Annotated in this window: 23 protein-coding genes; 17 read left to right on the top strand and 6 right to left on the bottom strand. The window is 65.2% G+C overall.

Going from position 1 to position 24,726, the window contains the following annotated elements; translation table 11 throughout:
• Positions 1-61 precede the first annotated feature (61 nt).
• From PSAL_RS14805 to PSAL_RS14820, 4 genes are read left to right on the top strand one after another with little or no spacing between them, the layout of a single operon-like run.
• A complete protein-coding gene (locus PSAL_RS14805; RefSeq protein WP_119839336.1) occupies positions 62-1,069 on the top strand; it encodes an AAA family ATPase in 1,008 nt (335 codons plus the stop codon).
• Entirely contained in the window at positions 1,066-1,941 is an 876-nt protein-coding gene (locus PSAL_RS14810; RefSeq protein ID WP_119839337.1) for a DUF58 domain-containing protein, read from the top strand. The genes PSAL_RS14805 and PSAL_RS14810 overlap by 4 nt, the downstream gene beginning before the upstream one ends.
• Positions 1,941-4,724: a DUF4159 domain-containing protein gene (locus PSAL_RS14815; protein ID WP_231388532.1), complete on the top strand. Its 2,784-nt coding sequence runs from the start codon at positions 1,941-1,943 to the stop codon at positions 4,722-4,724. Before PSAL_RS14810 ends, PSAL_RS14815 begins: the two co-directional genes overlap by 1 nt.
• Entirely contained in the window at positions 4,724-6,775 is a 2,052-nt protein-coding gene (locus PSAL_RS14820; RefSeq protein WP_119839338.1) for a glutamine amidotransferase, read from the top strand. The genes PSAL_RS14815 and PSAL_RS14820 overlap by 1 nt, the downstream gene beginning before the upstream one ends.
• Positions 6,776-6,890: 115 nt before the next feature.
• On the opposite strand, the gene PSAL_RS14825 is transcribed toward PSAL_RS14820, so the two are convergent.
• Positions 6,891-7,607 (bottom strand): DUF599 domain-containing protein, encoded by a 717-nt coding sequence (locus PSAL_RS14825; protein WP_119839339.1) that lies wholly within the window; start codon positions 7,605-7,607, stop codon positions 6,891-6,893.
• Positions 7,608-7,724: 117 nt separating this feature from the next.
• Between PSAL_RS14825 and PSAL_RS14830 the strand changes: the two genes are divergently transcribed.
• The 5 genes from PSAL_RS14830 (at position 7,725) to PSAL_RS14850 (ending at position 13,067) form a co-directional block, all read left to right on the top strand.
• The gene (locus PSAL_RS14830; RefSeq protein ID WP_119839340.1) at positions 7,725-9,185 is read left to right on the top strand and encodes an FAD-linked oxidase C-terminal domain-containing protein; all 1,461 of its coding nucleotides are present in this window, start codon (positions 7,725-7,727) and stop codon (positions 9,183-9,185) included.
• A 20-nt stretch (positions 9,186-9,205) separates the two neighbouring features.
• A complete protein-coding gene (gene glcE / locus PSAL_RS14835) occupies positions 9,206-10,351 on the top strand; it encodes a glycolate oxidase subunit GlcE (RefSeq protein ID WP_119839341.1) in 1,146 nt (381 codons plus the stop codon).
• A gap of 9 nt (positions 10,352-10,360) precedes the next feature.
• Complete coding sequence (gene glcF / locus PSAL_RS14840) at positions 10,361-11,695, top strand: glycolate oxidase subunit GlcF (protein WP_119839342.1); 1,335 nt, start codon at positions 10,361-10,363, stop codon at positions 11,693-11,695.
• A 20-nt stretch (positions 11,696-11,715) separates the two neighbouring features.
• On the top strand, positions 11,716-12,423 hold the full coding sequence (locus tag PSAL_RS14845) for a trypsin-like serine peptidase (protein ID WP_119839343.1): 708 nt from the start codon (positions 11,716-11,718) through the stop codon (positions 12,421-12,423).
• A 185-nt stretch (positions 12,424-12,608) separates the two neighbouring features.
• Positions 12,609-13,067, top strand: coding sequence for an Hsp20 family protein (locus tag PSAL_RS14850; protein WP_119839344.1), 459 nt, complete (start codon positions 12,609-12,611; stop codon positions 13,065-13,067).
• A 94-nt stretch (positions 13,068-13,161) separates the two neighbouring features.
• On the opposite strand, the gene PSAL_RS14855 is transcribed toward PSAL_RS14850, so the two are convergent.
• Complete coding sequence (locus PSAL_RS14855) at positions 13,162-13,794, bottom strand: VOC family protein (protein WP_119839345.1); 633 nt, start codon at positions 13,792-13,794, stop codon at positions 13,162-13,164.
• Complete coding sequence (locus PSAL_RS14860) at positions 13,795-14,967, bottom strand: MalY/PatB family protein (RefSeq protein WP_119839346.1); 1,173 nt, start codon at positions 14,965-14,967, stop codon at positions 13,795-13,797.
• A 153-nt stretch (positions 14,968-15,120) separates the two neighbouring features.
• On the opposite strand from PSAL_RS14860, the gene def (PSAL_RS14865) reads away from it, so the two are divergent.
• The 3 genes from def (PSAL_RS14865) to fmt are packed head-to-tail and all read left to right on the top strand — an operon-like array spanning position 15,121 to position 17,114.
• A complete protein-coding gene (def, locus tag PSAL_RS14865) occupies positions 15,121-15,639 on the top strand; it encodes a peptide deformylase (protein WP_119839448.1) in 519 nt (172 codons plus the stop codon).
• A gap of 30 nt (positions 15,640-15,669) precedes the next feature.
• Positions 15,670-16,164, top strand: coding sequence for a peptide deformylase (def, locus tag PSAL_RS14870; protein WP_119839347.1), 495 nt, complete (start codon positions 15,670-15,672; stop codon positions 16,162-16,164).
• A gap of 20 nt (positions 16,165-16,184) precedes the next feature.
• Positions 16,185-17,114, top strand: a complete 930-nt coding sequence (gene fmt / locus PSAL_RS14875) for a methionyl-tRNA formyltransferase (RefSeq protein ID WP_119839348.1) — start codon at positions 16,185-16,187, stop codon at positions 17,112-17,114.
• A 42-nt stretch (positions 17,115-17,156) separates the two neighbouring features.
• Here fmt and rnhA read toward each other — a convergent pair whose 3' ends face one another.
• From rnhA to PSAL_RS14890, 3 genes are all read right to left on the bottom strand, one after another.
• Positions 17,157-17,612 carry a ribonuclease HI gene (gene rnhA / locus PSAL_RS14880; RefSeq protein ID WP_119839349.1) on the bottom strand — a complete coding sequence of 152 codons (456 nt, stop codon included), beginning with the start codon at positions 17,610-17,612 and terminating at the stop codon, positions 17,157-17,159.
• 286 nt (positions 17,613-17,898) lie between these two features.
• The gene (ispH, locus tag PSAL_RS14885; RefSeq protein ID WP_119839350.1) at positions 17,899-18,849 is read right to left on the bottom strand and encodes a 4-hydroxy-3-methylbut-2-enyl diphosphate reductase; all 951 of its coding nucleotides are present in this window, start codon (positions 18,847-18,849) and stop codon (positions 17,899-17,901) included.
• Between the two features lie 224 nt (positions 18,850-19,073).
• Positions 19,074-19,652 carry a LabA-like NYN domain-containing protein gene (locus PSAL_RS14890; RefSeq protein ID WP_119839351.1) on the bottom strand — a complete coding sequence of 193 codons (579 nt, stop codon included), beginning with the start codon at positions 19,650-19,652 and terminating at the stop codon, positions 19,074-19,076.
• A gap of 82 nt (positions 19,653-19,734) precedes the next feature.
• On the opposite strand from PSAL_RS14890, the gene folK reads away from it, so the two are divergent.
• The 5 genes from folK (at position 19,735) to PSAL_RS14915 (ending at position 24,722) form a co-directional block, all read left to right on the top strand.
• A complete protein-coding gene (gene folK, locus PSAL_RS14895) occupies positions 19,735-20,403 on the top strand; it encodes a 2-amino-4-hydroxy-6-hydroxymethyldihydropteridine diphosphokinase (protein ID WP_119839352.1) in 669 nt (222 codons plus the stop codon).
• Between the two features lie 34 nt (positions 20,404-20,437).
• Positions 20,438-20,794, top strand: coding sequence for a DNA-directed RNA polymerase subunit omega (rpoZ, locus tag PSAL_RS14900; RefSeq protein WP_119839353.1), 357 nt, complete (start codon positions 20,438-20,440; stop codon positions 20,792-20,794).
• A gap of 78 nt (positions 20,795-20,872) precedes the next feature.
• Positions 20,873-23,086 carry a RelA/SpoT family protein gene (locus PSAL_RS14905; RefSeq protein ID WP_119839354.1) on the top strand — a complete coding sequence of 738 codons (2,214 nt, stop codon included), beginning with the start codon at positions 20,873-20,875 and terminating at the stop codon, positions 23,084-23,086.
• Positions 23,087-23,114: 28 nt separating this feature from the next.
• On the top strand, positions 23,115-23,900 hold the full coding sequence (locus PSAL_RS14910) for a DUF2062 domain-containing protein (RefSeq protein WP_331274412.1): 786 nt from the start codon (positions 23,115-23,117) through the stop codon (positions 23,898-23,900).
• A gap of 72 nt (positions 23,901-23,972) precedes the next feature.
• A complete protein-coding gene (locus tag PSAL_RS14915; protein ID WP_119839356.1) occupies positions 23,973-24,722 on the top strand; it encodes a pyridoxine 5'-phosphate synthase in 750 nt (249 codons plus the stop codon).
• Positions 24,723-24,726 lie beyond the last annotated feature (4 nt).

Below are 24,726 nucleotides of genomic sequence, written 5' to 3' on the forward strand. Positions count from 1 at the left end.
CGTTAACCTTATGAGCGGTAGGGTTTGTTATTAAGATATAGTTACACGCAGGAGTAATGTCATGGCAGAAGCCGACGATCTCGTGGCCGCCATCGAAAAGGTCGAGGAAAAACTGGCCGCGGCCAAGGCCTCTATCACCAAGCGATTTGTCGGTCAGGAACAGGTTGTCGATCTGACGCTGTCGGCGCTTTTGTGCAGTGGCCATGCGCTGCTGATCGGTCTGCCGGGGCTGGGCAAGACGCGGCTGGTGGAAACCCTGTCGACGGTCATGGGGCTGGATGGCAGTCGGATTCAATTTACGCCGGACCTGATGCCTGCCGATATTCTTGGCTCCGAGGTGCTGGAAACCGCCGCCGATGGCAGCCGCAGCTTTCGATTTCTGCCCGGTCCGGTGTTCTGTCAACTTCTGATGGCGGATGAGATCAACCGCGCTTCGCCCCGGACGCAATCCGCCCTGCTGCAGGCGATGCAGGAAAAGGTCGTGACCGTGGCCGGGGAAAACCGATCCCTGGGCAAGCCATTTTCGGTTCTGGCGACCCAGAATCCCATCGAACAGGAGGGCACCTATCCGCTGCCCGAAGCGCAGCTTGACCGTTTTCTGGTCAAGATCGACGTAACCTACCCCGACCGGGACACCGAACGCGCCATCCTGCTGTCGACCACCGGCACCGCCGAGGAAGAAGCCCATGCTGTCTTTACCGCGCAAGAGCTGATCGAGGCGCAGTTACTGCTGCGCCGCATGCCGGTCGGCGACAGCGTGGTCGAGATGATTCTCGACCTGGTGCGCGCCTGCCGTCCCGAAGATCCTTCAGCGTCGCAGCGGGTCCGGGACACCGTGTCCTGGGGGCCGGGGCCGCGCGCGGCTCAGGGGTTGATGCTGACGGTGCGCGCGCGCGCCATGCTGCAGGGCCGCCTTGCGCCCTCGCCCGAGGATGTCATTGCCTGCGCCCAGCCGGTCTTGTCGCACCGCATGGGGCTGAACTTTGCCGCCCGTGCGCGCGGGGACAGCCTTGACGGGCTGATCGCGGATGTCGCCACCCAGGTCTCCGGGGTCGAGGCCGCGGCGTGAAAACACCCACCGAACTCCGCCACCGGGCCGAGGAAGAGGCCGCCCGCCTGCCGCCTCTGCTGGCCCGTGCCGAGCAATTGGCTGGCACCGTCCTGCTGGGCGATCATGGTCGGCGGCGGGCCGGGTTGGGGGATGATTTCTGGCAATATCGCCCGGTTCAGCCCGGCGATCCCCGGCGTTGGGTGGATTGGCGCCGCTCTGCCCGGTCGGACGACAAGTTCGTGCGCGAAAGGGAATGGCAGATCGCGCAAAGCGTCATGCTCTGGGTCGATCAATCGGCCTCGATGCAGTTTTCCTCCTCCAAGGCCCTGCCGATGAAGGGTGACCGGGCGCGCAACCTCGCCCTGGCCGCCGCGATCCTGCTGATCCGGGGCGGCGAACGCGTCGGGCTGACCGGCACGCTGCTGCCGCCGCGACGCGGCCAGAATCAGGTGCTTCGGCTGGCAGAGTTCTTTTCCCGCGACGCGGATCAGGATTACGGTGTGCCCGAACATCGCGCCATGATCCCCAACGCCCGCGCGCTGTTCCTGTCCGATTTCCTCGGCCCGATCGATCAACTGACCCTGGCCATGACCAAGGCCGCCGACCGTGGCATCCGGGGTGTTCTGCTCCAGGTCCTCGACCCCGTTGAAGAGGCTTTTCCTTTTTCGGGGCGCACCATTTTCGAAAGCGTTGGGGGCACTGTCGCCCATGAAACGCTGAAGGCCAACGACCTGCGGGACCGCTACCTTGACCGGTTGGCCGCCCGGAAGGAAGAACTGAGCGCGCTGTGCCGTGTCACCGGCTGGCAGGTCAGCACGCATCACACCGAAGCCTCGGCGCAATCGGCGTTGCTGTGGATCTGGCAGGCGCTCGACAGGGGGACGAACTGATGCTGATCGGCGGGCTTGGTTTCATCGCTCCCTGGCTGCTGGTCGCCCTCGCGGCGCTGCCGGTGCTCTGGCTGTTGCTGCGCGCCGTGCCGCCCGCGCCGGTGCGGCGGCGGTTCCCCGGTGTGGCGCTTCTGCTGGGTCTGCGAGACGAGGAAAGCGTTTCCGACCGCACGCCCTGGTGGCTTCTGGCCCTGCGTATGCTGGCGGCGGCAGCGGTGATCATCGGCCTTGCCGGGCCGGTGCTGAACCCCGATCCCGCGCGGCGTGCCACATCGGACCCGCTGCTGATCCTGCTTGACGGCAGCTGGGCCTCGGCCCCCGAATGGCCCCGCAAGGAAGATGCGGTCGAGACCCTTCTGGGCGAGGCTGCGCGACAGGGGCGCACCGCCGCCGTTGTGCGCCTGACGACGCCCGAAGCCCCGGTTTTCCAGACGCCTGAGACATGGATCACAAGGCTGCCCGGTCTTGGCCCCGAACCCTGGCAGCCGCCAGCGGTGGATGACGCCGCGATGGTCCGCTTCCTTGATGCGGTGAACGAGATCGACGGCGGGCTTGAAACCGTCTGGGTCTCGGACGGGCTGGCCCGGCCATCGCGCAACGCGGTGCTGGCGGCGGTGGCAGACAAGGGCCAGGTGCGGGTGCTGGAGACGGGTCGCGACGTGATCGCCCTGCGCCCTGCCAGTTTCGAAGACGGCGCCGTGCAATTGACGGCGGTGCGCGCCAGCCACGATCTGGACCGTCCGCACGTCGTCTCGGTTCAGGCCCATGGCCGCGATCCCGCCGGTGCCATGCGGTTGCTTGAGACGACGGAGATCAGTTTTGCCGAAGGGGCCGCGACGGCGTCGCAATCCCTGATCCTGCCGGCAGAACTGCGCGCTCGGCTGACCCATTTCACCATCGCGGCAGAGCGGTCTGCCGGGGCGGTCGCGCTGACCGATGACGGGCTGCGCCGCCGCGAAGTGGCGCTGATCGCGGGCCGCGAAGACCGCGAAGGGCTGGAACTGCTGTCGCCGCTGCACTACCTGCAGCGGGCGCTGGAAACCAATGCCGACCTCCTGCATGGCGCTTTGACTGATGTGCTGCCGGCCAATCCGGATGTGGTCGTTCTGGCCGATGTAGCCACCTTGTCGGATGGCGAAGCGGCTCAGCTTCAGGATTGGGTGGAAGGCGGCGGCATGTTGCTGCGCTTTGCCGGGCCGCGCCTTGCCGCCAGTGACCTCAGCCGTGATTCGGAAGATGCGCTGATGCCCGTCCGCTTGCGTGCAGGCGGACGCAATGTCGGCGGCGCGATGAGCTGGGGCGAACCCAAGACCCTTGCGCCCTTCGATGCCGAAAGCCCCTTTCACGGGCTCGAATTGTCGCCCGATGTGACGATATCCTCGCAGGTCATGGCGCAGCCCGACCCCACCCTGTCGCAACGTGTCATCGCCCGGCTGTCCGACGGCACGCCGCTGGTGACGCGCAAGCATCTTGGCGACGGCCAGGTCGTGCTGTTCCACGTCACCGCCAATGCGGAATGGTCGACCCTGCCGCTGTCGGGGCTGTTCGTGCAGATGCTGGAACGGCTCTCGGTCAGTTCGGTGACCTCCAACCCCGACCCGGTCGAGCTGGAAGGCACGACATGGCAACCGCAACGGGTGATCGACGCCTATGGGACGATCTCCAACGCGGGCACCTTGCCCGGCGTGGACGGGGAACAGATGCTGTCCGCACCCATCGGACCCGCGCTTTTGCCGGGCCTTTATCAAAGCGAGGACCGGGCCATCGCCCGCAATGTTCTGGCGTCCGACGACAGCCTGGTGCCCAGCACCTGGCCCGGAGATGTGATCGTCGAAGGCATCACCGACCCGGCTGAGCAACCGCTTGGCGGGGCCCTTCTGGCATTGGCGCTTCTATTCCTGTTGGCGGATATAGTGGCCTCCCTTGCCCTGTCGGGCCGCTTGCGGGGGGCGCGACCCACGGTGGCCGCGCTGGCCCTTCTGGCGGCCGCTTCCGGGCTGCCGGGGCAGGGGCGTGCGCAGGACAGTGATGCCTTCGCGATCGAGGCCACGTCAGAGGTCGTTCTGGCCCATGTGCTGACCGGAAATGACCAGATCGACGGGTTGGCACAGGCCGGGTTGCAGGGGCTGTCAAATGTGCTCAGCTTCCGCACTTCGGTGGAGCCGGCGGTACCCATGGCGGTGGATCTTGAGACGGACGAACTTTCGCTGTTTCCCTTCCTGTACTGGCCGATTTCGGCGGATCAGCCGATCCCGTCGGACGCGGCCTATGCAAAGCTGAACCGCTACCTGCGTACCGGTGGGATGATCCTGTTCGACACGCGGGATGCCGATATCGCCGGATTCGGCGCGGCCAGTCCCGAAGGGCGCCGCTTGCAGGCCATTGCCCGGCCGCTGGATATTCCCCCGCTTGAGCCGATCCCCGAAGATCACGTGATCACCCGCACCTTCTACCTGCTGCAGGACTTTCCGGGGCGTTTCGCGCGCGGTGACATCTGGGTCGAAGCGGCTCCTGCGGATGCCGAACTGATCGAGGGCATGCCGTTCCGCAACCTGAACGACGGCGTCACGCCGGTGGTGGTCGGGGGCAATGACTGGGCCTCGGCCTGGGCGGTGGATGGCAATGGCAATGCGCTGGTCGTCGTGGGCTCGGGGCTGGCCGGGGAACGCCAGCGCGAGATCGCCTATCGGTTCGGCGTCAATCTGGTCATGCATGTGCTGACCGGCAACTACAAATCCGACCAGGTCCATGTGCCTGCGCTTCTCGACCGATTGGGCCAGTAATGACAGGACAGATCATCTTTGACCCGCTGGTGCCCTGGGTGCTGCTTGCCGTTCTGGCTGCGCTCACCCTTGGCGGGGTGGGGCTGGCAGTCTGGCGCGGCCTTGCGGGCTGGGCCTGGCGCGGGTTGGCGGGGCTGGTGATCCTGGCGGCGCTGACCGGGCCGGCGCTGCGTCAGGAAGACCGCGCGCCCCTGACGGATATCGTGCTGATGGTCGAGGACCGCTCGGCCTCGCAGCGCCTGTCGGACCGCGCCGCCCAGACCGCCAGCGCGGCCCAGACCCTGGCGACTCGAATCGAGGCGCGCCCCAACACCGAATTGCGCCGCATCACCGTCGGTGACGGCACCGAAGACAGCGGCACCCTGCTGATGACCGCCCTTGCCGAGGCGTTGGCCGAAGAACCGCGGGGGCGGATTTCCGGCGTCATTCTGTTGTCGGACGGGCGTCTGCACGACCTCGATCAGCTGCCGGGCGTGCCGGCCCCTATGCACCTGCTCCTGACCGGTCAGCCCACGGATTGGGATCGCCGGCTGATCGTCAGCAATGCCCCGGCCTTCGGGATTATTGACGAAGAGGTCATGCTGAGCCTTCAGATCGAGGACAGCGGCGCCGTGCCTGCCGAGGTCGCGGGCGAAGCAGAGCTGACCATGTCCGTTGATGGCGGCGACCCGATTTCCGTCCGCGTCCGCCCCGGTGTGACCTTCCAGGTACCCGTGACCCTGACCCATGGCGGGCGCAACGTGATCCAGTTTTCGACCCCGGAAAGTGCAGGCGAGCTGACCGAGCGCAATAATTCGGCCATCGTGCAGATGAATGGTGTGCGCGACCGGCTGCGGGTGCTGCTGGTCTCGGGCGAACCGCATCCCGGTGGGCGGACCTGGCGCAACCTGCTGAAATCGGATTCCTCGGTCGACCTGGTGCATTTCACCATCCTGCGCCCCCCCTCTAAACAGGATGGCGTGCCGGTATCGGAATTGTCGCTGATCGCCTTTCCGACGCGGGAATTGTTTCTCGAGAAGATCGAGGATTTCGACCTGATCATCTTTGATCGGTACAAGCGGCGGGGCATCCTGCCGACGCTCTATATCGACAACGTGCGCCAATATGTCGAAGACGGCGGGGCCGTGCTGATCGCGGCGGGACCTGATTTCGCCTCTGCCGATAGTCTCTATCGCTCGCCCCTGGCCGAGGTTTTGCCCGCCCGTCCCACGGCCCGTGTCTTTGAGGAAGGTTACACACCCAAGGTCACGGACCTTGGTCAGCGTCACCCTGTGACCGCTGGTCTGGAGGCCGAATGGGGCGGAGAGTGGGGCCGCTGGCTGCGCCAGATCGAGGTCACTCCAGAGCGTGGTCAGGTGGTCATGTCCGGGGTCGACGACAGCCCGCTGCTCGTGCTCGATCGGGTCGGGGAAGGCCGCGTGGCGCTGATGGCGTCTGACCACGCCTGGCTTTGGAACCGCGGGTTCGAAGGCGGTGGTCCGCAGCTGGAATTGCTGCGGCGGCTGGCGCATTGGATGATGAAGGAACCGGAACTGGAAGAAGAGGCCCTGACCGCCGAGGCAATGGGGCAGCGCATGGTGATCACCCGGCGCAGCCTGACCGACGACGTGGCTGGCGTGACCGTCACGGCGCCGGACGGTAGCGAAACCGAATTGCCCCTGGTCGAGACGTCACCGGGGCGGTTCGAGACGAGCTACGAGGGCCCTGAGATCGGCCTCTATCGGCTGGCCTCCGGGGATCTGAGCAGTGTAATCGGCCTCGGTCCGGCGGCGCCGCGCGAATTCGAGGAAACGATTGCGGATGGCGTCGCGCTGGAACCGGCCGTTGCGGCGACGCGCGGTGGGGTGGTGACCCTGTCGGATGGGCTTCCCGGATTGCGGGATGTGCGCCCTGGCCGGCCTGCCGCGGGGCGGGGTTGGATCGGGTTCACGCCGCGTGATGCCTATGAGACCCGCAACGTGACCCAGGTGCCGATGTTGCCGCCCTGGCTGGTATTGGTGCTGGCCTCCGGGTTGATCCTGGTGGGGTGGTTGCGGGAAGGTCGCCGCTAGGGTCGGGAGCCTGCGGGGGCTCTGCCCCAACGCCCGGTGACCGCTCGATGCGGTCTCCGCGCGTTCCCCCGGGATATTTGGAACAGGGAAACGGGCGGGGATGCCGAATGTGGTGTCAGTCGTCCTCCGTCTGGAGCAGGGTTTCGCGGGATTGCGAGGCGAATTCGCGGCGCCAGAGCAGGGCGCAGGTGGCCAGGGTCGCGGCCAGCAGGCCGTAGGGGCCTAGAAACCAGCCGGTTGCGGCCAGCGCGAAATAGATCGAGCGCAGGCCCCTGTTGAAGCTGCGGGCAGCGAAGATGTTGATTTCGGCGGCCTTGAGAGCACGCGGAATGGCCTTCGGGTCGTCGGTGCGGTTGGGGATCGCGCCCATCAGCACGGCGCAATAGCCGAACAGCCGGTTTGACCAGACGAATTTCAGGAAGGCGTTCACGAGGAAGAAGCCGATCAGGCACAGCTTTACCTCCCAGAAGACGACGGGGGCACGGGCGGAGGTCAGTTCCGCCACGCCGAGGTCGGTGGCGACGCCGCGCAGTTCCTCGGAGTTGCCCAGAAGGGCGGCGACACCGCCGATGGCAATCATGGTCGAGGAGGCAAAGAAGGAGGTCGCCGCGCGAAGGGTTCCGAGGATCTGCGCGTCGAAGATCCGGGTGCCGCGTTCGGCCATCTTGCGCAGCCATTCGCGCCGGTATTCCGCCATCAGCATCGAGACCGAGGGCCGGTTGGCGGCTGGATGTTCGATCCGCCAGCCAATCGCCAGCCAGGCCAGCAGCAGGGTCCCCACGGCCAGGGCATCAGGGATCGTGTAGAGGGCGAGAAAATCCAGCGCGGTCATGACCTTCGTGTTACCCTTCCAAAGGGCCGCTTGCCTATCGGAATTATTGGAAATAATTTTCCGATGTGCCGCTTTTCGAGGCGGACGCCGGGGGGAGCCGGATCGGGAGGGATCTGAATGGAAATGCCAAGGCCCGATTCACGGGTGCTGGAGCGCAAGGCCGAGCTTGTCGCGCGGTTGACCAAGGCGCTGCCCGCGGGGGCCGTGATCTCGGATCCGGCGGAAACGCGGGCTTATGAATGTGACGCGCTGACGGCATATCGCTGCCCGCCGCTATGCGCCGTTCTGCCGTCTTCGACGGACGAAGTCGCGGCCGTCCTGCGGATCTGTCACGAGATGTCGGTGCCGGTGGTGCCACGCGGATCGGGCACGTCGCTTGCCGGTGGCGCCTTGCCGACGGCGGATTGCGTCATCCTTGGGGTGGCACGGATGGGCGCGGTGTTGGAGACAGATTATGCCAACCGCCTGATCCGGGTGCAGACTGGGCGCACCAACCTCAGCGTTTCCGGCGCGGTCGAGGCGCAGGGATTCTTTTATGCGCCCGACCCGTCGAGTCAGTTGGCATGCGCCATTGCGGGCAATATCGCGATGAACTCCGGCGGGGCGCATTGCCTGAAATACGGTGTGACGACGAACAACCTGCTCGGGGTGACCATGGTCACCATGCAGGGTGAGGTGGTCGAGATCGGTGGCGGCCATCTGGATGCGGGGGGGCTTGATCTGCTGGGGCTGATCTGCGGCAGCGAGGGCCAGCTTGGCGTCGTGACCGAGGCCCTGTTGCGGATCCTGCCGAAGCCCGAGGGCGCGCGCCCGGTGCTGATCGGCTACGAAAGCTCTGAAGTCGCGGGGCGCTGTGTCAGCGACATCATCGAGGCAGGCATCCTGCCCGTGGCGATCGAATTCATGGACCGCCCCTGCATCCGCGCGACCGAAGCCTTTGCCGGCGCGGGCTATCCCGATTGCGAGGCGATGCTGATTGTCGAGGTCGAGGGCAGCCCGGCCGAGATTGACGAACAACTGGCCGTCATCATGGACATTGCCCGGCGCCATGATCCGGTAGCCCTGCGCGAAAGCCGGTCGCCCGAGGAAAGCGCGCGTATCTGGCTTGGCCGGAAAAGCGCCTTCGGGGCGATGGGGCAGATCAACGATTACATGTGTCTGGACGGCACGATCCCGGTCTCGGCCCTGTCCATGGTCCTGCGGCGCATCGGGGAGCTGAGCGCGCAATACGGGCTTGAAGTCGCCAATGTCTTTCATGCCGGGGATGGCAACATGCATCCGCTGATCCTGTTCGATGCCAACCGGCCCGGCCAGCTTGAGCTTTGCGAGGAGCTTGGTGCCGAGATCCTGCTGCTTTGTGTCGAGGCGGGCGGCTGTCTGACCGGCGAACATGGCGTTGGCGTGGAAAAACGCGACCTGATGGACCGGCAATACGGGCCTGCGGATCTTGAGGCGCAGATGGCGGTGAAGGATGTCTTTGACCCGACATGGCTGCTGAACCCGGCCAAGGTGTTTCCCCTTGCCGTCAGCGCCGGGCGACGGGATGGCGCGGCAAGATCCGCCGGTCCGACATTTTGAGTATTTGAGACAGGATGAAGATGCGACCTGCAAGCGAGATCGAACTGGCCGAAGCGATCCGGGATGCGTCGGGCGCCCTGCGCATTCGCGGTGGCGGGACGCGGGGGGCCTGGGTGCCGGGGTCTGCCGAGGTGCTGGAGACCGCCGGTCTGGCGGGGATACGTCTTTATGAACCCGGTGCGCTGACCTTGGTCGTCGGGGCCGGGACTTCGCTGGCCGAGGTCGAGGCAGCGCTGGCGGAAAAGGGGCAGCGGCTGGCCTTCGAGCCGATGGACAACCGGGCCCTGCTGGGCCGCAAGGGTACGCCGACGATCGGCGGTGTCGTGGCAGCCAATATTTCCGGCCCACGTCGGGTGCAGGCGGGCGCGGCGCGGGATTTCCTGCTGGGCGTGCGCTTCGTCGATGGTGCGGGCCAGGTGCTTAGCAACGGTGGGCGGGTGATGAAGAACGTCACCGGCTATGATCTGGTCAAGCTGATGGCGGGCAGCTGGGGCACCCTCGGCGTGCTGAGCGAGGTCAGCCTGAAGGTGCTGGCCCGGCCCCAGGCCGAGGCGACGCTGGTTCTGCGCGGACAGGGGGCGGCTGCGGCGGTGGCCGATCTGTGTCGCGCCATGGGCACGCCCTGGGATGTCTCCGGCGCGGCCTGGCGGGGGCCGGCGCAGGAGCGGCTGATCAGAGTCGAGGGCCTGCTGGGCAGCGTGACCTATCGCGCCGGACGGCTGCGCGATCTGCTTGGCGCCGATGCGGTCGTGACGGGGGAAGAAAGTGCGACCCTGTGGCGCGACCTGCGTGACGTGACGGATTTCGCCGGCCAGACGGCGCCCCTGTGGCGGATTTCCCTGAAGCCGACCGACGGGCCCGCGCTTCTGTCCCGGCTGGAGGTCGCAGGCATCTCCCATCAGGCGATCTGCGATTGGAGCGGCGGCCTGGTCTGGTTGCAGATGGTGGGCCCTTCGGCGCAGGCCGGAGCGCTGCGCGCCGCTGTCGACGCGCTTGGCGGTCATGCCACTTTGATGCGCGCGTCCGAAGAAGAACGCGCAAGGATCCCGATGTTCCACCCCGAACCGTCCCCGGTCGCGCGGCTGACAGGGGCGCTGCGCGCGCGGTTCGATCCGCGTGGCATTCTGAATCCGGGGCTGATGCAGCCCGCGTCGGTTCCGGCATAGGGGCAGGATATGCAAACGAATTTCACGGAAGACCAGCTGCGGGATCCATCCATGGCGCAGGCCAACAAGATCCTGCGCAGCTGCGTGCATTGCGGGTTCTGTACCGCGACCTGCCCGACCTATCAGGTGCTGGGGGACGAGCTGGACAGCCCGCGCGGCCGGATTTATCTGATCAAGGACATGCTGGAAAACGAACGGGTGCCGGATGCGACGACGGTCAAGCATCTGGATCGCTGCCTGTCTTGCCTCGCCTGTGTGACCACCTGCCCCTCGGGGGTCGATTACATGCATCTGATCGACCAGGCGCGGGCCTATGTCGAAACCCATTACAAGCGGCCCTGGCATGATCGGCTGTTGCGGGCGGTTCTGGCAGCGGTGCTGCCCTATCCGGGGCGGTTCCGGGCCGCATTGGTGGGTGCGAAACTGGCGCGGCCCTTCCGCCGCTTCCTGCCCGATCCCCGTCTGCGGGCGATGCTGGAAATGGCGCCCGCGCGCATTCCGCCCCGGTCTCCCCGCGATGATCCGCAAAGCTTTGTTCCCGACCGGCCCCGGATGCGCGTCGCGCTGATGACGGGCTGTGCGCAGAAGGCGCTGAACACCGATATCAACGACGCGACGATCCGCCTGCTGACCCGCCTCGGGGTCGAGGTCGTGGTGGCGCAGGGGGCGGGCTGCTGCGGGGCGCTGACCCATCACATGGGTAAGGATTCCCACGGTTTCGCCGCCGCCAATATCCGTGCATGGACACAGGAATCGGGCGCGGGCGGGCTGGATGGGGTGGTCATCAACACCTCGGGCTGCGGCACGACGGTCAAGGATTACGGCCATATGTTTGCCGGTACCGACCTCGCGCAAGAGGCCGCGCAGATCTCGGCGATGACGATGGATATCAGCGAACTGCTGATGAAGCTGGCCCCGGATGCCGCCTTGCCGGTGTGTCCCGACCACCCCGCGCGGGGTATGCGGGTCGCCTATCATCCGGCCTGTTCGCTGCAACATGGGCAACGTGTCACGGAAGCGCCCAAACGCCTTCTGGCCGCGGCAGGGTTCGAGGTCGCAATCCCCGCGGATGCGCATCTTTGTTGTGGATCGGCAGGTACTTACAACCTGTTGCAACCAGATATTTCGGGTCGGCTCAAGACCCGCAAGGTCGCCACCCTCGAAGCGCTCGCGCCGCAGGTGATCGCGGCGGGGAATATCGGCTGCATGATGCAGATCGGCTCTGGCACCGGCGTGCCGGTCGTGCATACAGTCGAGCTTCTCGACTGGATGACCGGCGGGCCGGTTCCGGCGGCGCTGACCAGCGATCCCCTGCCGCAACCGGTGCCGGTGCTGCGGCCATAGTGACGGATACCGGGACCGGAATGCGGCTGCTGTTGCTTTGCCTTTGTCTGACGCTGTCGGCGCCGCTGCATGCGAGCGACCTGACGACCCTGCGCCGTGGCGCGGTCGAAGGCGGCTGGTGGCAGGCGGTCGGGCGGCTTGATCTGGGCGACGACGGGTTTTGCACCGGGGCGTTGATCGCCCCGGATCTGGTGCTGACGGCGGCGCATTGCCTTTATGATCCCCGTGACGGCGCCGAAATCGCCCCCGGGGACATCCGGTTCCGCGCCGGTCTGGCCGAGGGCGCTTCGGCGCGGCGGGCGGTGCGCCGGACCCTGGCGCATCCCGCCTATCGTCCCGGCGCGGCGGGGGCCGGGCGGCTGGCCCATGACATCGCCTTGCTGCAACTGGATCTGGCCCTGACGGCGCCGCCCTTTGGCATCGACCCGCATCCCGGTATCGGGGATCGCGTCGGCGCGGTGTCCTACGCGATTTCACGGGACAGCGCCCCGCGCCTGCAAGAAGTCTGCGATGTGCTGGCGCGCGAAGCCGGGGTGCTGGTGACCTCCTGCATGGTGGATTTCGGATCTTCGGGGTCGCCGGTGTTTTCCTTTGCCTCCGGGGCGCCCCGGCTGGTGTCTCTGGTTTCGGCCAAGGCCGAGATGGCGGACCAGCCGGTCGCGCTTGGCCCGGAACTGGGCAGCGCGCTTGGCGAATTGCTGGACGCCTTCGACGCGGCTGGCGAATGATCCGCGTTGCCAATGGCCCGGTCGCGACATGCGCCGCTGCGGGGGCGTGCCAAGGGTCTTGAAACCCCGTGATCCGCTCCCCAGATTAAGGTCACAGGACGCCAGACAGGGTCCTGTAACGACCAAGGTCCGTCCCCTCGGGAGGGCCGCCAACATATTGTTATCGCTTCAAGAAGGATGACCCCATGCGTAATCTTGATTTCGCTCCGCTCTACCGTGCGACTGTCGGTTTCGACCAGATCGCCGACATGATGGACCGTGTGCTTTCGGCCGAAGGCGGGCAGCAGACCTATCCTCCCTACAACATCGAAAAGACCGCCGAGGATGCTTATCGCATCTCGATCGCGGTGGCCGGATTTGCCGATGCCGACCTCAACGTCGAGGTCCGCGACAAGGCGCTGATTGTCTCGGCACGCAAGGCTGAAGACGACGAGACCCCGCGCGCCTATCTGCATCGCGGCATCGCCACCCGCGCCTTCGAGCGCCGCTTTGCCCTGGCTGATCATGTGCGCATCACCGGCGCCACCCATGCCGATGGCATGCTGCATATCGAGCTGAAGCGCGAGATCCCCGAGGCGCTGAAACCGCGCCGTATCGAGATCGCCAGCACGCAGGGCGCCGCGTCTCAGGCCCTGGAAGCCTAGGACCGATTTTCGGATCGTCAGATCCGGAGTGCCAGCCATATCGCCAGCCGGATGCGCGGCCCTTTCCGGGGCCGCGCTTTTCGTGTGGGGCAGGTCAGCTCAGGGTGCGGATGCCGTCCGGACCGCTGATGCGCGCCTGCAACGACACGGTGTCAGCGTCGATGAAATGGATGCGTGGGTCCGCCAGATAGGGCGCCAACTGCGCGGCAAGGGCCGAGGCACGGGGATGCCGGATGTCCAGCCGCGACAATTCCAGCCCGGCGCCTGCCATGCGCCGGGGGGGCAGATCTGCGTCATGCTTTGCACACCAGTCGATGACGGTCGGAAAGGCGCCGTCATGGGGCAGGGACCCGTCGTCGGGCACGGTAATCAGCCAGCGCAGATCACCACGCCGGCCTTCGATCACCGGGCCAAGCGCCTGAGGCAGATCGGCGCGCAGCTGCGCCAGCCCGGGCAGGCGGATCACCCAATGCAGAAGCCGGGGCCGCGCGGGCGGATGATCCAGCCCGAACCAGCGCGGCCTGTCCGGGGGGCTGGCCTGGGGGTCGGGCGCGATCACTTCCAGAAAAGATGCCTCGCCCAGTTTCAGCAATCGGTTGTGGGTGCCCATCAGGGGATGCGCCCCGCCGCCCGGCAGGGGGATGCCCAGAGCGGTTTCCGCATGGGCCACCCCTTCGGCCAAAGTCGCCGCCGCGAGAACGAGGTGATCGAAGGCCGCGCCAGCCATCTACTGAAGGTCGCCGAAGGCCGATTGCATTCGCGTCACTGCCTCTTCAATACGGGCCCGCTGGGTGGCCAGGTTGAATCGCTGGAACATCTCGCCGCCGCTGCCGAAGGTGGCGCCGTCATTGACCGCGATCTTCGCGTCCTCGCGGATGCGGCGCAGGACTTCGTCCCGCTCCATCCCGGTGCCGGAAAAGTCGACCCAGGCCAGATAGGTCCCTTCCAGCGGCATCGAGCGCAGGCCGGGGATCGCATTGATCCCGGCGTCGAAGATGCGGGCGTTTTCCGCGATATAGGCACAAAGCGCGTCGACCCATTCGGCGCCTCCTGGGGAATAGGCCGCCTCTGACATCACCTGCCCGAAGGAATTCTGCGACCCGCTGATCGCGGCGTAAGCGCGGGCGAAATCCTGCCGCAACTGCGGATCCGGCACGATGACGTTGCCGACATGACCGCCTGCCAGGTTGAAGGTCTTGGTGGCCGCGGTCATCATCACCAGGCGATCCGAAACCTCGGGCGCGGCAACCGGCATCGGCACGTGCTTGTGGCCCGGCATGACCAGATCACAATGAATTTCATCCGAGACCAGCAGCAGGTCGTGGCGCTGCGCGAAATCGGCAATCTGGCGCAACTCGTTCACGGTCCAGACCCGCCCGCCGGGATTATGCGGCGAACAGAGCACGATCATCTTCTCGGCGCCGGTCATCTGCGCGTCGTAGGCGGCGAAATCCATCTCGTAGCGGCCGTCGTTCAGCACCAGCTGGCATTCGACGACCTCGCGCTCCTGCGCGCGGATGACCTTGGCAAAGGCATGGTAGACCGGCGAGAACAGGATCACCCCATCGCCCGGTTCGGTCCAGGCCTGCAGACAGACCTGAAGCCCGTTTACCAGCCCGTTGGTGGTGAAGATCGCTTCGCGCGGCGGGGTCCAGCCATGCCGGGTTTCGGCCCACCAGCGCACCGCGTCCAGATAGCTTTCGTTATCGCCGTAATAGCCGTAGACGCCGTTTTCCAACATGGCGCCAAGCGCGTCCTGGACAACCTGAGGCGCGCGAAAGTCCATGTCCGCGACCCACATCGGCAGGCCCTCGTCAGGCGAAATGCCGGAAAAGGCCTTCATGTTGTCCCACTTGGCGGCATGGGTGCCGCGGCGTTCGATGATCTCGTCGAAATTCATGGCGTTCGGTCTCGCTATCGTTTTCAGGGACGCTATCGGTTTCCGCGCCGGGGGCAAGGGCACAGCCCCGTCCCGACCGCGCGTGGGTGCACATTGCCTGCCCGATCACCTGCAGATATTGCGCAGACAGGACCCATGTCATACATGGTCGCCATGAAACGCCCCATTCTCATCCACCCGGATCCGCGCCTCAAGAAACTCGCCACGCCTGTCGCCGACCTGGACGACGGGTTGCGCATCCTGGCGGACGACATGCTGGAAACCATGTATGACGCGCCGGGCATCGGTCTGGCCGCGCCGCAGATCGGCATCCTGCAACGGCTGATCGTGCTCGACTGCGTGAAGGAAGAAGGCGAGACGCCCAGCCCGCTGATCATGTTCAACCCCGAGATCATCGCGGCCTCGGACGAGACAAGCGTCTACGAGGAAGGCTGCCTGTCGATCCCCGAGCAATACGGCGAAGTCACCCGCCCGGCCGAGGTCACGGCGCGCTGGATCGACCGCGACGGGACCGAACGGCAGGACACCTTCACCGGGCTCTGGTCAACCTGCGTCCAGCACGAGATCGACCATCTGAACGGCAAGCTGTTCATAGATTACCTCAAGCCGATGCGGCGCCAGATGATCACCCGCAAGATGCAGAAGCTGAAGCGCGAAAAGGCCCGCGATTAAGGCCCGTACCGCCCGATACCCGAGGATTTCATGACCAAACGCCGCTGCATCCCCTGGCCCGACAAGCGCCTGCGCTCTGCCGCCATCGAGGTCGAGGAAATCACCCCCGAGATCCACGCGATCTGGCGCGACATGATCGACACGATGGAGGCCATGCCCGGTGTCGGCCTGGCCGCGCCGCAGATCGGCGTGATGCTGCAACTGGCGGTCGTCGATGCCTCTGACAAGCGCGGCGAGGCGATCCGGATGGCCAATCCGCAGATCCTGCATGCCTCGGTCCAGCCACGCGAACACGAGGAAGCCAGCCCCAACCTGCCCGGCGTTTCGGCCGTGATCTCGCGCCCGCGGGCGGTGACGGTGCGGTTCCTGAATGGCGAGGGAGAGGTCGAGGAGCGCGATTTCGTCGGCCTCTGGGCGACCTCGGTCCAGCACCAGATCGACCATCTGGCAGGGCGGATGTATTTTGACCACCTCAGCAAGACCCGGCGCGACATGCTGCTGCGCCGGGCCCGGAAGACGGCCTAGGTCAGACAGGAGACGACAGGATGCGCGTGATCTTCATGGGAACCCCGGATTTCTCGGTCCCGGTGCTGGAGGCCCTGGTTGCGGCAGGCCATGACATCGCGGCGGTCTATTGCCAGCCGCCCCGCCCCGCGGGGCGCGGCAAGAAGGACCGCCCGACGCCGGTGCATGCCCGCGCGCTCGACCTCGGCCTCCCGGTGCGCCATCCCAAAAGCCTGAAGGGGGCGGCAGAGCAGCAGGAATTCTCGGCCTTCGGGGCCGATGTGGCGGTGGTCGTCGCCTATGGGCTGATCCTGCCCCAGGCCATTCTGGATGCGCCTGCCAAGGGTTGCCTGAATATCCACGCCAGTCTGCTGCCGCGCTGGCGCGGCGCGGCGCCGATCCATCGCGCAATCATGGCGGGGGATTCGGAGACCGGCATCTGTATCATGCAGATGGATGCCGGGCTCGACACCGGCCCGGTGTTGCTGCGCGAAAGCCTTGCCATCGGGCCCGAGGAAACGACCGCCGAACTGCACGACCGCCTCGCCCCCCTCGGCGCCCGGCTGATCACGCAGGCGCTGGCGCAGCTACCCGATCTAAAAGCCGAGCCCCAGCCCGAAGATGGCGTCACCTATGCCCACAAGATCGACAAGACCGAAGCGCGGGTGGATTTCACCAAACCGGCGGAGGAAGTCGATCGGCGGATTCGCGGCCTGTCGCCCTTTCCCGGTGCCTGGCTGGAATACGAAGGTCAGCGGCTGAAGCTGCTCGCCTCGCGCCGCGTCAACGGCAACGGGCCGCCGGGACGTGTTTTGGACGATGCGCTGACAGTGGCCTGCGGCACGGGTGCGGTTCAGATCCTGACGCTGCAAAGGGCGGGCAAGGGACCGCAGGCAGCGGAGGTGTTCCTGCGAGGGGTGCCGATTCCGTCCGGCGCCTGTCTGGGCGGAAGGGGACCGGAAAAGGCTTGATGCCTCCGGCGGGAGTATTTGGGACAGGATGAAGGCGGGCGCCTACCCCTTGAATGGGGCCATCCCGGCACGGGCAAGCTCGTCCGCGCGTTCGTTTTCCGGATGGCCTGCGTGTCCCTTCACCCATTCCCAGACAACGTCATGCTGCGCCTGCGCGGCGTCCAGCCTTTGCCACAGATCGGCGTTCTTCACCGGCTTCTTGGCAGAGGTCTTCCAGCCGTTGCGTTTCCAGCCATGGATCCAGGAGGTCACGCCGTTCTTCACGTATTGGCTGTCGGTGATGATGGTAATCGGGGTCGGGCGTCCCAGGGTTTCAAGCACCTGGATTGCGGCCATCAGTTCCATGCGGTTGTTGGTGGTATCCGCCTCGCCGCCGCTCAGTTCGCGTGATTTCAGGACGCTCTCATCGTCGCGCGCCTGCAACAGGACACCCCAGCCTCCGGGGCCCGGGTTGCCGGAGCAGGCTCCGTCCGTGAAGGCGCGGTAGGTCGTGGGCATGGAGCTTCTTCCTTTTCAGTTCGCGGCGAAAGATCATCTTCGGTGGACGAGGTCAAGGGAAGGGCGGGTCGGAGATCTCGAGGTCAAGATGTCAGGGAATGCCACGCAGTTGGAGCCTGGAAGGGGCGCTGCCCCCGTCTCCGTTCCGGAGACTCCCCCGGGATATTTCGAACAGGGAAACCTTTAGGGCGCGCCCGGTGGTGGCGCATGGTGATGTTTCCCTGTCTGAAATATCCCCGCCGGAGGCAGGAAACTCTTTTGGAACTGCAGTCGCGGTCGCGCGCCATCAGACGGTCGTGCGCAGGATCCGGGGCACCTTGAATTCGACATTTTCCTCGGCAGTTTCGACAAGCTTCCGTGTCACCTCGTAGCGTGCTTCGAGGGCGGCGATGACTTCATCCACAAGGATTTCGGGGGCAGAGGCGCCGGCGGTGATACCGATCGAGCGGATGCCGTCGAGGGCGCGCCAGTCGATGTCGTCGGCGCGCTGCACGAGCTGGGCGTAGGCGCAGCCATTGCGACCGGCCACTTCGACGAGGCGGCGGGAATTGGAGCTGTTCGGGGCCCCCACCACCAGCATGGCGTCGATAAGGCCGGACATGGCCTTGACCGCCTCCTGACGGTTGGTGGTGGCGTAGCAGATGTCTTCCTTGTGTGGCCCGATGATCGCGGGAAAGCGGGCCTGAAGGGCCGCGACGATACCCTTGGTGTCGTCGACGGAGAGTGTGGTCTGGGTGACGAAGGCCAGCTTTTCGGGGTCGCGGACGGTCAGTTCGTCTACGTCGCCGGCTTGTTCCACCAGCAGGACCTCGCCCGGGGGAAGCTGGCCCATGGTGCCGATGGTCTCGGGGTGGCCTTCATGGCCGATCATGATGATCTGCAGGCCGGCATCGCGGTGACGTTCGGCTTCGATATGGACCTTGGAGACCAGAGGGCAGGTGGCATCGACATAGATCATCTCGCGCCGGGCGGCTTCGGCGGGCACGGCTTTGGGCACGCCATGGGCCGAGAAGATTACCGGGCGGTCATCGGGACACTCGGACAGTTCTTCGACGAAGATCGCGCCCTGGTCGCGCAGATTGTCCACAACGAACTTGTTGTGCACGATCTCGTGCCGGACATAGACTGGCGCGCCCCATTTCTGCAGGGCCATTTCGACGATGTTGATCGCCCGGTCGACGCCGGCGCAAAAGCCGCGCGGGGCGGCGAGGTATAGGGTGAGGGGCGGCTTGGTCATCGGGCTCTCCTGTCGCAGGACAGAGGTAAGGAATAGGCCCGGGCAGGTAAAGGGGCGGTTTCGCCGCCTTCTTGCGTGGCGCCTTTCGCCCGCCGGACCCCTAGGAGACGCCTATGAGGCCGCGCGCCGTCGGCCGCAAGGATCCTGAACGGCAGTTTGAAATGACGAAGTCTTTGGCCCTTCCGGTGCGTGCGGGTGGCCGGAAGGGGCTGCGGCTGTGCCTGTCAGCTGTTCACGGAGGCAGATCGCGACGCGCGCACGTCGTCGCCGACGTCACGTGGCGGGCGTCCGATGACTTCTTTCAACTCGTCCAGTTCGATGAAATTGTCAGCCTGGCGACGCAATTCATCGGCGATCATCGGAGGTTGGCTGCGAATGGTGGACACGACCGACACACGAACGCCCTGACGTTGCAGGCTTTCCACCAGCGGGCGGAAGTCCCCGTCGCCCGAGAACAGCACGATGTGATCGACCCGTGGCGCAAGCTCCATCGCATCCACCGTCAGTTCGATATCCATGTTCCCCTTGACCTTGCGGCGGCCCTGGCTGTCGGTAAATTCCTTGGCCGGCTTGGTCACCATGGTGAAGCCATTGTAATGCAACCAGTCGACAAGCGGACGGATCGGCGAATATTCGTCATTTTCAAGCAGCGCGGTGTAGTAGAAGGCCCGTAACAACTTGCCCCGGCGCATGAATTCCTGCCTCAACAACTTGTAATCGATGTCGAAGCCGAGCGCCTTGGCGGCGGCGTACAGGTTCGAGCCATCGATGAACAGCGCGAGCCGTTCGTCCTTGTAGAACATCAAAAAATCCCTTCCAATCAACTGGCCCGGCCATCTGAGTTAAAATTCCGCGGTCCGATCCGGAGCAGATCAGGTAAATTAAATGCCAGAGGAGGATGCATCAAGTGACCCCCGAAGTCCAAGGGATAAGAGCAACCTTCCCGTGAGCCTCTCGTATATCATCGCTCTCGGCGGGAATATGTTCCATGCCGATGAAAGTCGCGGTGCATTTGTGCGCTCGGTCGTGGTGCAATTGGGGCGCGAAATCGGCCCGGTCGAGGCGCTGAGCCGGCTCTACCGGACACCGGCGTTCCCTGCTGGTTCGGGCGAGGATTTCGTGAATGCGGCGCTGATCCTGCGGTCGGATACTGACCCGGAGACGCTTCTGGCGCAATTGCATGAGGTGGAGCATCACTTTGGCCGAGAACGGAAAAAACGGTGGGGGCCACGTCGGCTTGACCTCGATCTGATCGCGGCGGGCGATTGCGTCCTGCCGGACGAGGCGACGCTGAAACGTTGGCGCGACCTGCCGCTGGACCGGCAGATGAAGGACAGCCCCGACCGCTTGTTGCTGCCCCATCCAAGGTTGCAAGAGCGGGCATTCGTCCTGGTGCCCGTCAAAGATGTTGCACCGGGCTGGCGGCACCCGATCCTGGGCCTTACAGTCACGCAAATGTGCGACGCCCTGCCCCCCGAAGCGCGGGCCGAGGTGACGCCACTGCCAGAATCTGCTTGTCTCCTTGCCGCAAAGGGCTTAGGAGTGCCTTTCTAGTTTTCTATCCGATCCTATCCGCAAGGAGTGCCAGATGGCCCGCGTCACAGTTGAAGATTGCGTCGACAAGGTCCCGAACCGGTTCGAACTGGTCATGCTGGCAGCCCATCGTGCGCGCGAAATCAGCGCCGGCGGCCCGATCACCGTGGATCGTGACAACGACAAGAATCCTGTCGTGTCCCTGCGCGAGATCGCCGAAGAAACCCAATCTGCGGATGAACTGCGTGAACGGCTGATCGAATCGAACCAGAACCAGATCGAAGTCGACGAGCCGGAAGAAGACAGCATGGCCCTGCTGATGGGTGCCGAAGCTGCCGACAAGCCGGTCGAAGACGACATGAGCGAAGAGAAACTGCTGCGCGCGCTTGTCGAAGCGCAGCGTCAGGGCTAACCGCCGCCTGGTCGTGGCGCGCCCATTGTGCCGCGACCGACGCCGACCGCCCGGATCACTGATATCCGGAACTGACAGATGCAGGATGGCACGGCCATAGAGGAACAAGGCGCCGGGTTCGAACTTTTCCCCGTCGATGACCTCATCGCGCTTGTACGCGCCTACAACCCCAAGACAGATGAAAAGCGCATTCGTGCCGCCTATGAATTTGGGCGCGACATGCACGACGGGCAGTTCCGCCGCTCTGGCGAGCCCTATTTCAGCCATCCCATTGCCGTCGCGACGATTCTTGCCGGGCAGAAGCTGGATGATGCGACGATCATAACTGCCCTGCTGCATGACGCGATCGAGGATACCAAGGCCTCCTACATGCAGATCGCCGACCAGTTCAGCGAAGAGGTCGCGGATCTGGTCGATGGCGTCACCAAGCTGACCAACCTGCAACTTTCCTCGTCCGAGACCAAGCAGGCTGAGAACTTCCGCAAGCTGTTCATTGCCATGTCCCGTGACATGCGGGTGCTGTTGGTGAAACTGGCCGACCGTCTGCACAACATGCGGACGATCAAGGCGATGAAGCCGGAAAAGCAGACCCAGAAGGCCCGCGAGACCATGGATATCTATGCCCCCCTGGCGGGTCGCATGGGGATGCAATGGATGCGCGAGGAGCTTGAAGACCTGTCGTTCAAGGTGCTTGATCCCGAACGCCGCATGGCGATCATCCGGCGGTTCGTATCACTTCAGAACGAGACCGGCGATGTGATCGAACGGATCACCAGGGACATGCGCGCCGAGATGAAGCGCAATGCGATCCCGGCCGAGGTGCGTGGCCGCGCCAAGAAGCCCTACTCCATCTGGCGCAAGATGGAGGAAAAGGGCCAAAGCTTTTCCCGTCTGTCCGACATCTACGGCTTTCGCATCCTGACCGAAACCGAGGATGACTGCTATCGTATCCTCGGGGTCATTCACCGGCGCTGGAAATCCATTCCCGGTCGCTTCAAGGATTACGTGAGCCAACCGAAATCCAATGGCTACCGGTCGATCCACACCACGGTTTCAGGCCAGGACGGCAAGCGGGTCGAGGTGCAGATCCGCACCCGCGAAATGCACGAGGTCGCCGAAAGCGGCGTTGCCGCGCATTGGGCCTATCGCGATGGAATCAAGGTCGAAAACCCCTTTGCCGTGGACCCGACCCGGTGGATTTCGGCGCTGACCGAACAGGTCGCCGGCGAAGAGGATCATGAAGATTTCCTCGAAGCCGTGAAGCTGGAAATGTATTCCGACAAGGTCTTCTGCTTCACCCCCAAGGGCGAGGTCGTGAAGCTGCCGCGCGGGGCCACGCCAATCGATTTCGCCTATGCGATCCATACGCGTATCGGGTCCGCCTGTGTCGGGGCCAAGGTGGATGGCATGCGCGTGCCTCTCTGGACGCGGATCAAGAACGGCCAGTCGGTCGAGATCATAACCGCCGAAGGTCAGGCCCCGCAGGCGACCTGGCTGGAGATCGCCAAGACCGGCCGGGCCAAGGCCGCAATCCGCCGCGCCCTGCGCGAGGTAGACCGCGAACGCTATATCAAGCTGGGCCGTGAACTGGCGCGCTCGGGCTTTGATCACGTCGGCAAGAAGGCGACCGACAAGGCGCTGGAAGCCGCCGCGCGCAAGCTGCGGCTGGAAGGCCGCGATGAATTGCTGGCCCAGCTTGGCCGGGCCGAGTTGCGCGTTGCCCGCGTGGTGGCCGTTCTCTACCCCGAGTTGATGGAGACCGACGACAAGACTTCGGTCAAGCGGGACCGGGCGCTGATCGGTCTGGAACAGGGACAAAGCTTCAAGCGCGCGCCCTGCTGCCAGCCGCTGCCCGGCGAACGGATCGTCGGCATCACATGGCGCGGCCGCCCGCTGGCGGTACATGCGATCAATTGCGAATCCCTGTCGCAATACGAGGACCAGCCGGACCGCTGGGTCGATCTGCACTGGCAGGCGGGCCGTCACGCGGCGATCTACAGCGTCACGCTGGAACTGACCCTGGCCAATGATCCCGGCGTCCTGGGCCGTGTCTGCACCCTGATCGGCGGGCAGAAGGCCAATATCTCGAACCTTGATTTCAAGGACCGCAAGCCCGATTTCTATAGACTTCTTGTCGATATAGACTTGCGCGACGCGGAACATTTGCACACCGTGCTCTCGGCCCTGGAAGCCGAAGCGGATGTCGCCTCCGTGGGCCGTCACAGCAACCCGGAGGTGGCCCCGCCCGTCGCCCCCGTGACCCCGCACCAGGGAGAGCCCGTTGGTCTTTAAGCGCCGCGACAAACGGCCTGTCCGGACGATGATATCGGATTTCGTCTGGCCCCGTGGCGGCTGGGCCCGTGCGTTTCACTATACCAAGCACCGCTTGCGCCGGCTGCCGGATTCCCCGGAAAAGATCTCTCGCGGGATCGCGGTGGGGATCTTCACGGTCTTCACCCCGTTGTTCGGGTTGCATTTTCCCTTTGCTGCCGCGCTGGCGCTGCTGGTGCGGGGCAATGTGCTCGCCGCACTTCTGGCGACCTTCATCAGCAACCCGCTGACCTTCGTGCCGATCAGCCTGATCTCGCTTCAGACCGGTTTCTACATCGTCAACACCGCCGCCGAGCATGGGATCGGCAATGGGGTCCAGTTCGGCTTTCACCCGCCGGGCGCGCATATGCCGCCACCCCCACCGCCACCGGGTTTCGCGGGCGGCCCTGACGTTCTGGGACCGAACGGCGACCCCGGACTGCCCGGCATGGGTATGGGGCCGGGCGACGGTCGCCGGTCCTTCGTCGGCAAGTTCGTCGATGCGGGCGAGGATCTGGCGGACAATATCCGGGCGCTGTTCACCGATGCGGAACCGCATTGGGAAGGCCTGCGGATTTTCTACCACGAGATCTTCTTTCCCTACCTGATCGGCGGCATCGTTCCAGGGGTGATCTTCGGCATCATCGGCTATTACGTCACCGTGCCCGTGATCCGTGCCTACCAGACCCGGCGGCGCGGTGTGCTGAAGGCCAAGCTGGCGGCGATCCGCGCCAAGTCCGGTCAGGCGCCCAAGCCGCGCAGCAAGCCGGTGTCGGAAACCGGCAAGGGGCGCTAGGGCCAGATTTCGCTGGCTCTCGCCACCGGCTTGCGGCATTCAAGTCCCCGGATTGACTGACAGGAGCCCGGCATGAGCGATCTGCCCCATCTGCGTCTTGGCGTGAACATCGACCACGTGGCTACGGTGCGCAATGCGCGCGGCGGCGCCTATCCCGATCCCCTGCGGGCCGCCAAGCTGGCCGAAGAGGCCGGGGCCGATGGCATCACCGCCCACCTGCGCGAAGACCGCCGCCATATCTCGGACGCGGATATCGAAGGGCTGGCGGACATCCTGACGGTGCCGCTGAACTTCGAGATGGCCGCGACGGATGAAATGCAGGTCATCGCCCTGCGTCACAAGCCCCACGCGGTTTGCATCGTCCCCGAAAAGCGCGAGGAACGCACGACCGAAGGCGGTCTGGAGGTCGCGCGCGAAGAGAACAAGCTGGCGCATTTCATCGCGCCGCTGCGCGAGGCGGGGTGCCGGGTGTCGATCTTCATCGCCGCCGACCAACGTCAGATCGAAGCGGCGCATCGCATCGGCGCCCAGGTGATCGAACTGCACACCGGGGCCTATTGCGACGCCCATGCCGAAGGCCGCTTTGCGGATCGGGATGAGGAGCTTGATCGTCTGCGCGAGATGTCCGCCCTTGGTCATTCCCTCGGGCTGGAGGTCCACGCCGGCCATGGGCTGACCTATGACACGGTGCTGCCCGTCGCCGCCTTCCCGGAGCTGCGCGAGCTCAACATTGGCCATTTCCTGATCGGAGAGGCGATCTTTCGCGGTCTCCAGCCGGCCATCGCCGAAATGCGCCGCCTGATGGATCAGGCCCGCGCCTGAGGCG

It is taken from the genome of Pseudooceanicola algae, from assembly GCF_003590145.2.
GTDB classification, from domain to species: domain Bacteria; phylum Pseudomonadota; class Alphaproteobacteria; order Rhodobacterales; family Rhodobacteraceae; genus Pseudooceanicola; species Pseudooceanicola algae.